The organism is Nocardia sp. NPDC051570 (genome assembly GCF_044454005.1).
In the GTDB taxonomy this organism is placed as follows: domain Bacteria; phylum Actinomycetota; class Actinomycetes; order Mycobacteriales; family Mycobacteriaceae; genus Nocardia.
Window position 1 is genome coordinate 12203 of record NZ_JBITDI010000034.1, and the last position, 12569, is coordinate 24771.

General features: G+C 65.1%; 7 protein-coding genes. 2 read left to right on the forward strand and 5 right to left on the reverse strand.

Going from position 1 to position 12569, the window contains the following annotated elements:
* Positions 1–459 precede the first annotated feature (459 nt).
* Both ACIA76_RS41820 and ACIA76_RS41825 read right to left on the reverse strand, forming a co-directional pair.
* Entirely contained in the window at positions 460–1215 is a 756-nt protein-coding gene (locus ACIA76_RS41820; protein ID WP_397160853.1) for a DUF4262 domain-containing protein, read from the reverse strand.
* Entirely contained in the window at positions 1212–6575 is a 5364-nt protein-coding gene (locus ACIA76_RS41825; RefSeq protein ID WP_397160855.1) for a PA14 domain-containing protein, read from the reverse strand. Before ACIA76_RS41825 ends, ACIA76_RS41820 begins: the two co-directional genes overlap by 4 nt.
* Before the next feature lie 998 nt (positions 6576–7573).
* Between ACIA76_RS41825 and ACIA76_RS41830 the strand changes: the two genes are divergently transcribed.
* A complete protein-coding gene (locus ACIA76_RS41830) occupies positions 7574–7930 on the forward strand; it encodes a hypothetical protein (protein ID WP_397160857.1) in 357 nt (118 codons plus the stop codon).
* 411 nt (positions 7931–8341) lie between these two features.
* Positions 8342–9205, forward strand: a complete 864-nt coding sequence (locus ACIA76_RS41835) for an MBL fold metallo-hydrolase (RefSeq protein ID WP_397160859.1) — start codon at positions 8342–8344, stop codon at positions 9203–9205.
* Positions 9206–9415: 210 nt separating this feature from the next.
* Here the strand turns inward: ACIA76_RS41835 and ACIA76_RS41840 are convergent, their stop codons facing one another.
* The 3 genes from ACIA76_RS41840 to ACIA76_RS41850 all read right to left on the reverse strand — a co-directional run bounded on the left by ACIA76_RS41840 (position 9416) and on the right by ACIA76_RS41850 (position 12553).
* Complete coding sequence (locus tag ACIA76_RS41840; RefSeq protein WP_397160861.1) at positions 9416–9862, reverse strand: GNAT family N-acetyltransferase; 447 nt, start codon at positions 9860–9862, stop codon at positions 9416–9418.
* Between the two features lie 1087 nt (positions 9863–10949).
* Positions 10950–11399, reverse strand: coding sequence for a hypothetical protein (locus ACIA76_RS41845; RefSeq protein WP_397160862.1), 450 nt, complete (start codon positions 11397–11399; stop codon positions 10950–10952).
* Positions 11400–11665: 266 nt separating this feature from the next.
* Complete coding sequence (locus ACIA76_RS41850; RefSeq protein WP_397160864.1) at positions 11666–12553, reverse strand: NAD(P)H-binding protein; 888 nt, start codon at positions 12551–12553, stop codon at positions 11666–11668.
* Positions 12554–12569: the final 16 nt, after the last annotated feature.

Sequence of the window (12569 nt, forward strand, 5' to 3'; positions counted from 1 at the left end):
ACGTATGTCAGTCCAAAAAGATCTTCATGAGATGAGAGTGTTTTCTCATCGAGACCGCCGCACCTGGACCGGCGACGACCACTTCCCTTGAGGGAAGGATGCAGGTTCCAGTGCTCGTGCTCATCTGACTTCTCGTTATCATCAGACTGTCAGAGAAATTGCCGCGGAATATATTCGGGAGTAGGTAGTCAAACTTTCTTGAAATAGGATAAGACTTGCCCATCGGCCTCGGTTAGAAAAACGCGCCCGGAATTTTTCGAATACCACGGTGACCCCTAGACCTCGGGACACCCTGGACTGACTAAAACACGCGAAATCCTCCAATGAAGTGTTGCTCGAATCCGGTTGCCCACTGCTTGACGTCAGACTGTCCGGCTTGATCTAAAGCATGCAGCTACCTCCCCCGATATCTAGTCCACTTTGCCGTTAATAAGCCTCAGGTTTGACCATCTATGCGGTTCAGTTCGCTTTGGTTGCCCAGAGGGTCCATTCGGACCCGCGGTCGGTACGCCAGTAGCCAGTTCCGATCCCGACGTTTGCTGCAAGTTGCAGGGATGGGTCGGCGCCTAGCAGAGTGCCGAGCGGCACAACGCGCGAGTCCTCCGCTGCTACGTCTGGCCCGGGGCCAGCGAACATCTCCCATGCGTCCTCTTCCCAGCGCATCCACTCCGTGATCGGCTCGCCCTTCAGCGCCGCGAGATTCGTGGTCGCTACAGAGTTTCGCGGCACCGGATGTTCCCATGACTCACGCACCCACCGCCACACCGGTTCACGCTCGGAGGCCCAGGGTTCGCTGGCATTCGGAACGTCGATCGTGACGTGAGATGAATCCGGGACAATCTGCATCATCGACACATTCTTGTTCTCGTAGTAATCGACAGCGCCCAACGCCAGTTGGCGAACCCATGTCTGATGCGCAGGACGCAGGGCGAAAGAACCGAGCGTATCCAGGTCGACCGTGCGCACGGTGGGATCTTCGCGAAGGGTAGCGGCAATGACGCTCATTATTTTGTGTACCGCTTGTTGATCGTAGAATGAGCCGCCGGTCATGAGCAGGTCGAAGCCGAGAGGGTTTATCAATCCGATGGTATACGCAAAACGGGGGATCGCTTCCGCGGGAACTAGCGTGACCGTGAACCCGTACTTGTCAATATCCGATTTTATTTGATCGAGCCGGGCGGCTCTGGCTGCAGAGTTCAACTCGTTCTCCGTCACCTTCTATGTAGGTTCGTGTGGCATTCTGGGCAGAGTACCGCCAGGTTGCTCGGGTCTGTGGGGCCACCGTCGGCGTGACGGTCGATATGGTGTCCATGCGCACCCTCGAGCTCTTGCGGCTGCCCGCACATCGCGCAATTGCCGCCTTGCTTGTCCAACTGTTCCTGGACCTGCTCGCGGGTGAACCGGCGCTGCGGATCCCGCTCGCTGGGCGCGACCGAGCCTCGCCCGGTAGGTGGCTTGGGTATCGAACTCGCACCCGCATCGGACGCAGCGCCAAGGTGGGACGCGCCGGTGCCGCCAGCAGCTGTCTCGGTAGCTCTCGCGGCTTTCTCGACTGTCGATGCTTCCTTGGCGGCAGTCTTGGCGACGGTGCCGACCAGCTTGCCGCCCGGGATCATGCCGAGTGCGTCCATGGCCGCGGCCTGCTTGTTGCCCTGCGCGAGCTGACCCGCAGCGGCCACCCCGGAGGCAACCGTCCCGACTGGGCCCGGCACGTAGGCCACAACCTCCGCGGCGGTGGTCGCCACGCGAACTACCGACTTCCAGGAGAACGTCCCGGCCAGGTCGAGACCGTTGATCGGGTCGGCGTCGACGTAGTCGTAGTCGTTGGCCGATCCGCCCTCGACGGGGTCGATCTGCAGGAACCGTCCGAGGATCGGGAGGTAGACCCGGGCGCCCATTTCGATGGCCTGTTGGCCGGCTAGGTGTTCCACCGGCCGTTCGTGCTGGCCGAGCCAGCCGAAGTCCATGCCACCGGCGGCGGTGGTGGGGATGGGGATGTCGGTGAACGCGCCGGTCGTGGGGTCGATGGTCTGCCCGAACGGGTCGTATAGGTGCAGGCCACCGGTGCGGGTGGCGGTGCCGTCGGCGGTGAACAGCACATCGCCGTGGATGTTGGGGTAGGACCAGTTGGTGATGGCGGTCTTGTCGTAGTTCTTGGTCAGCAGTACCCCGCCGGGCAGCGCCACGATCCGCTGCAGCAGGCCGCCGTCCTTATCCAGAACCAGGTCGGCGGTGTCGTGTTTGGAGCTGTATGAGTAGCGGGTTTTGCCGTTCTTCGATGGCTCCTTGGCCCCGGTCACCGTCCGCGTCGTCAACCGGTCGGCCGGATCTCGTGTATAGGAGATCGACGTACCGGAGGCCGTGGTCGTGGATATGTGACGTTTGGTGGCGTCGTAGTCGAGGGTGTCGTCGCCGACCTTCACCGCGTCACCGTGAGCGTCGTAGGTGAACGCCAACGTGGTGCCGCCGCTGGTGGAGGTCAGCCGGTCGGTGCCGTCGTAGCAGTAGCGAGTGGTGACCGGCGGGGCGCCGTTGAGGCTGTCGGTGGAGGCGGTGCGGTTGGTGTTCGAGCCTGCTGCCTTGGCCGACCCGCAGCCGTCGGCCGGGTCGAACCGGTAGGTGAGGATGTGGTGCGGGACGGTCGCCGCAGTCAACCGGCCCAGAGTGTCGTAGGTGTAGGAGTAGTTCGCGACCGATCTCCCGCCGTCAGTCACCGCGTCGTCGGTGATGCGGTTGTCCCGGGAGCGGGTCACGGTGTCGACCACGGCGGCCGCGGTGTTCTTCCACGTCAACGCGGTTGGTTTGCCGGAGTCATTGCGCGCCAACGAATCCAAGCGGGATCCGTTGCCGTAAGCCACACTGCTCAGTTCGGCCGCGGTGGTGTAGGCGGGGGTGGCGACGACGGTGCCGTCCACCTTGACGGTGGTCAATTGGTTGGCGTCGTTCCAGGCGTAGGACACGGTGCTGGACACGCCCTTGACCGTGGTGGTGTCGGTGCTCAGCCGGCCGACCTGGTCGTAGGTGGAGGTCGAGGTGATGCCGTTGGCGTCGGTGTAGCTCACCTCCTGACCGAGCAGGTCGACCACCGTGGTGATCGACCCGTTCTCGTCGGTGACCTTCGCGGTCAACGGGTCACCGCCGACCGCGTAATCCGTGACGACTGTGCGCGCCGGCTTGCCGTCCAAGCCCGGGAAACTCTTCTTGATGACCCGTCCCCGCGCGTCATAACCGGTGCAGGCCCACGGCTCACCACCGACCCGGCTGGCGACGACACGGCCAGCCGCGTCGTACACCGACTCGCTGAACAGCGCCGGACCGCTGCCCGGTCTGGGTTTGGTGGCGGTCTTGGCCATGCCGGCCTGGCTTACCGCTGGCGAGCCCGCGTCACACGGATTGGCGCGGGTCTCGGTGTCGCCGTAGAAGGCAGTGGTGGTGCGCTTGTCTGGGTTCGTGAGATCACCGGCTGGCAACGCTGTGGCGACCCTGCGTAGATACCCCTCACCCGGCCGCTCGTAAGCGGTGTGGGCGATCAGGTCCAGCCCACCCGGATCCGCAGTATGCGACACCGCGAGCCCGTACACCGGGTCGATCCCCGCGGTCGGATCGGAGTAGCCGCTCGCGCTGTGCTTGGACGGTGCCCGTTCCTTGTCGCCGCCGGAAGTGTCCTCGGTGGTGGAGCTGGTCGCCCACCCGTACCGCGGCGCTAGGTTCGCACCGGGCACTGTCACCGGCGCGGCCGAACCGGGTGGGGTCCAGGTGAAGTTCAGCGCTCCCGTTGTGCCGGAACGGTTGTAGTAGTCGATGCGGACGCGGTGCCAGCTGCCCGCAGCAGTGTTGGTGTACTTGCCAGTGACCGCTGTGCTGGGTTTGTCGCCCCAACTATCGACGGTGAGCACGTCGTCGACCCACAGCCGCACGCCGTCGACCGCGGTGAACCCGAGTCCGTAGTCGCCGTCGGCGGGGAATTGGACCTCGCCGGTGAACCGGCCCGACCAGCCCCCGGTGTTCGCCACCGGTGAGGTGGCGCCCCAGGTCCGTGACAGTGTCCCGTCGGGTGTGCCCACTCCGGTGACGAACACCTTCGGCACGCCCGCCAGAGTGGGGTTGTCGTAGAAGGCAGCGGACAGCCCGGCCAGGCCCTCGTCGTAGCCGGTGTGGGAGTGCGGCATGGTGGCCGCGCACGCGGGTGCCGGGAGCTGGCCGGCGAAGCAGGACGCGGATGCGGGTCCGTACTTGTCTGTCGCGCGGTCGGCGTGGTCGTACACCGTGGTGGAGCGCCGACCCGCGCTGTCGACCGAGGCGGTGGCCTGGTCTTTGGCGTTCCACTCCGCGGAGATGCTCGCCCCGGTGAAGTCGGTGGACACCAGCGCACGACCGGCGTCGTCATAGGTCACCGTGCGGGACCGCGTCGCGTCGTCCACCCCGGCCAAGGCCACAGTGGCCTGTTTGCGGTCGAAGTAGTACTGGTAGACGTGCTCGGCCCGCTTCCCGGTCCGCAAGCCGTCCGGGGCCGGGGCCAGGACCTGGATCGCCCGCGGGACGGGCGGTTCGTTGACGTGTTCGGCTATCGCGTTGTAGCTGATCACCGTGCAAGCGGCGGCGGTGTCGTCGGTGTTGGTGCACCCGTTCTCGCTCGACGGGGCTTGGTGGGCCACCCAGTCGTAGACCAGGCTGCCACGCAGGGTGGCCAACGGCCCGACGCTGTCCAGTGCCTTCTGCTTCTCCTCCTCGTTGTCGCCGGCCTGGTCGTAGCGCTGCTTGGCCAACGCGCGGCCGGTGTAGTCGAAGTCCTGCATGGCCGCACCCGGGTTCTCGATCCGGGCCAGCGTGCCCATCAGGTACCACAGCCGCGTCTCGCTGCCATCCCAGTACTGGATCCGGCACAGCATCCCCGCCGGAGCCCGGTCCGAGCCCGGAGGGCGAGACACCCCGCCATAGCAGCGGTCGCTGCCATCGGTGTTGTAGAACAGCTGATGCTCTCGACCCGAGACCGGATCCTTGATCTGGGTCAGCCGCGGCGCGGCACCGCTGTAGAGGTACTGCAGCGCCGCCGGTTTCTTCCCGTCCAGCACCGACGCGACAGCGTTGACAGTGCCATCGGGGTTGAACACCGACACCGTGTCGCCCTCGGTGACGGTGATCCGGCCCGTGTTGTCGAAGGCCAGCACGCCGTCCTCGTTCACCGGCGGGCTGTAGCCACCGGCTGACTGCTTGGCCCAGGTGTGCTTACCTCCAGCGGAATCGGTGAGCACCACCGAGCCGTCCAGCATCTCGGCGTGGCTGTAGCCGCTGGACTGCGCCGAGAGCGTCCAACCGGCCGGCAGCGACTGCGAGTCCGTCGACATCAACCACTCGGTCGGCACGATCCGCGGATCCAGGTTGTGGCTGCGCGCGGTGTCCGTGCCCGTGGAGCTCTTGGTCCACAACACCATCCGCGGACGCTGGTCGGTGTGGTGGTACAGCTCGATGCGGATCGGCACCAGCTGACCGGCCTTCAAGGCAACGTCGTGGTCCTGGTGCGGGCCGGGCAGCAGGAAGCCATCGTCCGGGTCGGCGGCGGTGGGGTTGTCGTAGACCAGCTTGTCGCCCACCCAGATCCGCGCGCCGTCGGTGTGCCCCCCGGCGAACCGGAAGTCCCCGGTGACCGGGGCTTTGAACTGGCCCTCCCACCGCACCACGAACCAGTTCTTGTCAAGTGCTGGCGGCATCGGGTTGTCCCGCCACGGCAGGTTGTCCGGGTTCCCGCTCCAGGTGATGCCCCAGTCCAGGTTGACCTGGGACTCCCCGCGCACCATCACTGGGATGTCGTCCGGCGTGCCGGTGTGGCGCGAGTCGTTGAAGTACGACGCGCGAACCCCGTGCGGGGCGCCCTGCAGGGAGTTGTAGGCCAGGTTCACTCCGGCCGGCCCACCGACGGTCGGGAACGCCGGTCCGGCGGCCTCGATGTGGGCGTTGCCGTTGAACAGGTTCACCGTCACCGGGCCCAGATGGTCGGTCGGTGCCGGTCCGGGATCCCCGATCCGCTGGTTGACGGTGAAGTGCCCGATCCAGTTCGGCGCTGTTGCTGTGCTCGCGCCGGTCATCGCGGTGGCGGCGGTCCAGGTGTAGCGGGCACCGTCGTGCAGGACGTGCTTGGGCACTGTCCACTGTGGCTGGTCCAGGCACCCGGAATCGACCACGCTGCCGGAGCGGCCGTCGAATCCGGTGGAGATCTTGAAGCAGTACAGCACCTCGTCACCAGCGGCGGCGACCTGCAGCACCGGGGTCTCGATACCCACCACCGCGCCATCGGCCGGGGCGACCAGACTGGTCTGCGGTGCGGGAGCGGCGTCCCGTACTGATCGGCGCGCGTCAGCCTTGGAGTGCCTGCCCCCCGCCAGCGGTATGAAATCGGCCTTGGGCTGCTTCGGCACAACCTCCGGCCCATGCTTGTCCTTCGACGGCACCGACAGGATCGGCAGGTTCCGCGGCACCTCTGATGAGCGTGCCGCCGCCGTCCCCGATCCGGTCATCAGCTGCGCCACCGAGATCGGCAGTGCCACCGCCAGCACGAACGCGATCGCGCGCAACCACATCGGCCATCGGGAACGCGGTTGCAGACCCGCTCGATCGCGAGACCCTGCGTCTTCGAAGGTGATTCGATGCCATCCACACGAGGACGGTTGATACCCTGGCAGTTTCGACGCCAACCATCCCCGCGATCGGCGATATCCGCCCTTGAACGACCACGGACTTTTCCGCATCGGGAACCCCTCCGTCTCCACCTGCGCGCCGCTGATCGACACCGGGAAGTGGCTACGAGACCGCTGAAAGTCGTTGCGCTACTTGGCAACACTCCTCTGCTGCCGTTGCTATTGGAGCACGTATCGACCAGACGCGAATCGGACTCGGTAACGTGTCCATGACCAACCAACATCCGCCCTAGGGGCGCCCCATACCTGGAGACTTCACCGCCGGCAAGTTCCCGACGGCCCACGAGCCGACCCTGATGCCATCACGCCGGCCTCGATCCAGCGACATGCAGCACGACCGACGGGCCGCCATGCTGGGCTTTCAGCACCTCGGCGGGGATGTAGTCTTACAGATCGACACCTCACTTTGAATGCCGCGAAACACATTGGGCTGCAATCGATCTCGGCTGACAAGGTATCGAGAAAACTCTCCGCAATACGATAGGGGTTGCGGTCGCTGGCGCTACGAAGCTTCAGAACCTGCACAGGCCGTTCCCGCACGGACCGATACCGAATCCATCTCACACACGCACGACCGGACGGCCACTAACTCTCACGTCCTCCCGCGTGAGCAGCAACTGGCCGAACTGCGCGCCCGTATGGCCACCCATCACCGGCATCAAGGTCGGCGCCGCCGACCGGGCACCCGCTGCCAGCGCGGTCGACGTGCTCGCGGTGCCCGGCGGAATCGGCGAACTACTCCTCCACGGCAGACCGGTCCAGGGAAGCGCAGACACTGACACCCGATCTTGGGGCAGTGTGTGCAGGAGTGGCGGGGCTGGCGGCGTGTGGATTGCACTGACATTCTGGTGTTCCACGCAGAGTCCGAAGCGGAGTGTGCCGTGGGGAAAGTGCGAAGGAAGCAAGCCTTCGAGCTAGCACTTGCCGCTCGGGTGTTCATTTGGGTTGTCCTGGGGGCAGGCATCGTTGTCGTTGCGCTGCACGTGGGGAACGCGAGGTCGGGCTACCAGCACATACCCGCGAATCCGGTCACGGCTATCGAAGAACTCACCCGGGGCAAGCTGCACTGGCCACACGATGCGACCCGTGTGGTGAAGGTCGAGCCGGCGAACGGCAAACCATACGGTATGGACGGCACGCAGCGGCCGAGTTATTCGCCGAATCTGGCGCAGCGTCGGCGGCATCGTTCGCCGCCGGATTCGTTCGGGCAGGTAATCGCCGTCGTGATATCGGAGTGAGTCGGGAACAGGTTCGATTGCCGGCTCGCCCATGGTGCCCCCTGGTACGCGATTCTGCCGCCGCCCATCAGAGCACGACGAGCGTGGTGTGGCAACCCTCGTCGGGAGCTGGCAGCGAAAAGGCGGGATGCACGGAAAACGGCGCGCGGGTCGCGGCAGATGCGGATGTTCCCGAACATGCGGAACGCGCCGTTTGCGCGGGTCGGTGGATAGCGGACGAGCCGGAAACTCCCGAGTGAGGCACAACACATCGAATGTCTCAGCTGAGACAATATACTGAGAGTGTCTCAAAAGAGTGCATCCCTACTTCGGCCCAGTCTGGTCGAGGAGGAGAAATGCCGTGAACAGATCGAAGGAGGGCGACCGGGTAAAGGTGAGCTATCAACCCCACTTCTGAGCAGGAGCTTGATCATGTCTGAAAGCGCTTTGTCAGCAGAGGTTTTCGTCACTCCTACGATCCCGGCGGAGACCGGCATCCCCGGGGAGAGCTCGATCTGGTCACCCATGTCGGCCACACTGATCTCCGGTACACGCGACGCGGTCCTGGTCGACGCCTTCCTGACCGAGGATCAAGCCCGGGACCTGGGCGACTGGATCGAGGCCTCGGGAAAGAACCTCACCACCATCTACCTCACCCACGGCCACGGCGACCACTTCTTCGGCATGACACCACTACTGCAGCGATTCCCCGGCGCCCGCGCCGTCGCCACCCCCGGCACCATCGCGCACATGCACCAAGAGCTGGAACCCGAATTCTTCCAAGCATTTTGGGGAAAGACCTTCCCCGGCCAACTCCCGGACAACCTTCAGGTGGCCCAACCGCTGACCGACGGAGTGATCGACCTCGAAGGACACGAACTACGCGCCGTCGAGGCAGGCTACAGCGACACCCACGACACCACCTTCCTGCACGTACCCTCGCTCGACCTCGTCGTCGCGGGCGACATCATCTACAACGGCGTACACCAATACCTCGCCCAAACCAGCAGGGCCACACGGCAACAGTGGATCTCGGCAGTCGACCAGGTCGAAGCCCTGCATCCGAAACGAGTCGTCGCCGGCCACAAAGCACCGGGCGCGCAAGACTCGCCACAGGCAATCGCCGACACCCGCGCCTACCTCACCGATTTCGACCGGCTGCTCGACAAGGCCGGCGACCCAGCCGAACTCATCGAGGCGATGCTCGCCCGCTATCCCGACCGCATCAACCCCGACGCCTTGAAACTGTCCGTACGAAGGGTCTTCGCCCGGGAGCGAGCACACAGCCCCGCATGATGGACTACTCGGCAGCCGTCCATCGTTCAGCGGATCGAAGCCGAAGAATCGGCAACAGCGTGGAGGTTCCGATCCGCAGCCGTGCGGTGCCTGAGATGGCATCAGCCCGTTGATCTTCCGAGGTCCCGCGCTGGCCGCTTCGGTCAGCGCGGGTCGCGGCAGATGAGTGTGTTCGAAGCCTCGAGATGGCAGGGCTGTTCGCGACGTAGTTCATGGCCGCCATACCAGGCGGACGTCTGGCTCACGCTCCTCGTTGCGCGAGCCGTCCGTCCGGTCGACCTCGACGAATCCGTGCCGCTCGTAAAATCGTCGCGCTGGTTCGTTGACCTGGAATGTCCACAACCCCAACCTGTTCGGTCTCAATCGCTTGGCCAAATCGATGAACCGGTCCCCGAGGCCACAACCCCTCCAGGACGGTTCCAGATAGAGCTGTTCGACTTCGGCAGCATCGAGCACAAGGAGCCCGCGGACTATACCGTCGGCAACTGCAACCCAGGTTTCGTGCTGAGGCACAACCACTTCGGAGAACCAGCGCCGAACGGCATCATCTGTGTGCCCACGTCCGACCGTCGGCAGCGCTGCGGCAAAGGATCGCAGCCACACGTCAGCAATGTCGGCGGCATCGGTGTTCTCGGCACGCCGAAGCAGGAGATCCATGGCCTGAACGCTAACCCGCTCAGGCCGACCACGGCCGTCCGGCCGAATGCGCGACATTCGGCTACTACCGGACGTTCTGCGCCGCAGTCGATCTCGGTGTATCGACTGCCCGCACATCGCCATGGGCGGGCAGCGTCGACACGAAGCTCAGAGGGTTTCTGCTCAGGGCGACCAGGTGCCCCAGCATCGGCACGCCCCAAGCGCGACCCCTCGGTCAGGCTGGTCGCTATCAGTGATCATCCTTCCCCTCGGCGACTACGCCGCATCAAGCGGGAGCTGATTCGTACTCTGGTTTTCGGAACTCCCCATCCAATGCATGGCAACGATGTCTACGCGATATACGAGATCATCAGCAGCAGACTCTGTGGCAGTTGGCTTCTCGGCGAGCAGAATCTTGCGCAGCGGGCAGCAACGCCTCGAACTGCAGGTGTGAAAGACCCAGGATCGGAGATGTACTCCGTGAGGCCAACCGCCTCAGCCTATTTGCGCTTCTTGTCCCTGTTCTCCAGGGCCTCAACGCCGGCTTGTCCGCTGGCCGACTTGGCCTTCTTCTCGGCTCGTTTCTCCTTGAGGGATTTCCCCTGCTTCTTGGACATCGTGCTACGCGGAGATTTGTCGGACAACTGGGACGTCCTTCGTTTGCAAGACCTCGGCGGTCTCGTTGTCTCGACAGTACGCTCCCTGGAGGCGATTCCGCCCCGGCACCCAGCAGGAGAATCCTCACCGCTTCCGGGTGACCGCGCAGGCACGCCGCAAGTATCGCGCCAGGGCGGTGCAGGAGTTCTCGAAAACATCCAGTCCGACGCCGGGCCGGTCACACCGCACTCGCCGCAGCCTGGCTGCGCCTGGTCGCATGACCCGGCCTCGCTATCGCCCGCCGTACCGGCGACCGCACAGAAGCTTCGCCGTCGGCGGCACGTGGACCCATGCACGGCCACAGCGTCGCGTTGCACGATTCGACCGCACATCGGCATGTGGCTGGAGCGATCGGGCCTCGTGACAGTCAGGGGTGATGGCGGTCCCGGGGCAGACCGGGTGCTGCCTGGCGTCCGAGCCGAGGGCAGCACACCGGTCTGCGGCGAAGTGGTTACGGCAGTACGGCGCAGGCGGGGCCGAGAGTGATACCGGTTCCGACGGTCAGTGGAGTGTGGAGGGAGTAGGCATCGAAATCGTCATCCGACAGGACCTCGACCACCACGAGCTTGTGCTGCCCCTTCCTGTCGGGGGTCCATGTGGTGCGTGCCGTTCCGGACGCGTCCGCGAGCACATCGGCCGGATGGAATTGACGGTAGTCCGCGGTGGCCCGGTCATCGCCGATCTGGTCGATGAAGAACACCTCCCTGCCTGGTTCCGTGGTCACGGTGACCGGGTAGGAGCAGCCGGTGCCGCGGGTGTCCGCCGAGCTACCGAAGCTCTGCCCACTCTCGACATGGATGCTCGTGACGGCCGCCCCCGCCTGAGGCGCAGCGAACGCGATCGATGCCGCGAGCGCACCGAGCGTCGCCACGGCCGCGGCTGCCCTGTTCGATTCGAACACGTGAAATTACCTCTCTAGCAATGGAGTTCCCCCGGATGGGAGCGCAGCGAACTGCTGTACGAGCCAATCCGCATGCGTACGAACATCTTTCAGGCAATCTCTCAGTACTTCAACTCGGTTTCGTTCGACGCGCCCCGTGCCTGCGAAGAACCCACGCCACCGGCGCTGATGGGTTGTCTGTGTCGGAGTCAGAAGCTCGTGTCCGGTCGGATGTCCGCTTCTCGGCAAGAGCGGACGTTCTGCGCCGCAGCACATCTCGCCTCGGTTTAGGCGCGGCCGGGTCCTTCGGCGACGTTGCGGAAGGAGTGGAGGTTTTCGGTTGCCCACTGCCGGAACGTGCGCCCGGCGCGGCCGGTGAACCGCTCGGCGGAGCGGAGTGGACCGGTTCGGTCGTTGCTCAGCTGGGCCCAGTAATTCAGGACGGCGTCGACGAATGCGGGAGGTATATGGCTGCTCATCTGCTCGGCCATCCGAGCTCGGGTCGGTTCACGCAGTTCGACCTTGCGTCCGAGCAACTCGGCCAGCGTATCGGCTTGGTCTTTGAAGGTGAGGGTCTCGGGTCCGCCGAGGGGGACTGTCGCGCCGTCGAGTTCACCGGTGGTCAGTGCCAACTCCGCGACGTCGACGATGTCGGCCGGGTGGAGAACATCCAGTGCCGCATCCGGATACAGCTGCTCGACCGCATCTCCACGGCGGATGGCCTGCGCCCAGCCCAGGGTCATGGTCGCGAACCCGCCGGGCCGCAACACGGTCGTGGTGAGCGGTGAGTCGCGCAGCGCGTGTTCGACCATCAGATGATGGCGTGCCAGGGCATCGTTGTCGGCGCCGGGCCGCTCGACCGAGTCCGAGGAGAGCAACACCACCCGCCGCGCACCGGCGTCGACCGCGACCTTCAGCAACGCGTCGATCCCGGTGGGTTCGGCATAGAGGAACATATCGGTGACGCCCGCGAGCGCCGCGGGGAAGGTCGTCGGGTCGGCCAGGTCGAGTGCCACGGTCCGGACGCCTCGGGGCAGTGTGGTCCGCGCCGGGGCGCGACTTGCCGCGCGAACATCTCGGCCCGAGGCGTGCAGGCGACGCACGAGACCGGCGCCGATGCCGCCGCGAGAACCGGTGATCAACGTGGTCGTCGACCTTTCGGCGTGAATTGTCATGGCACTCCTCGGGTTT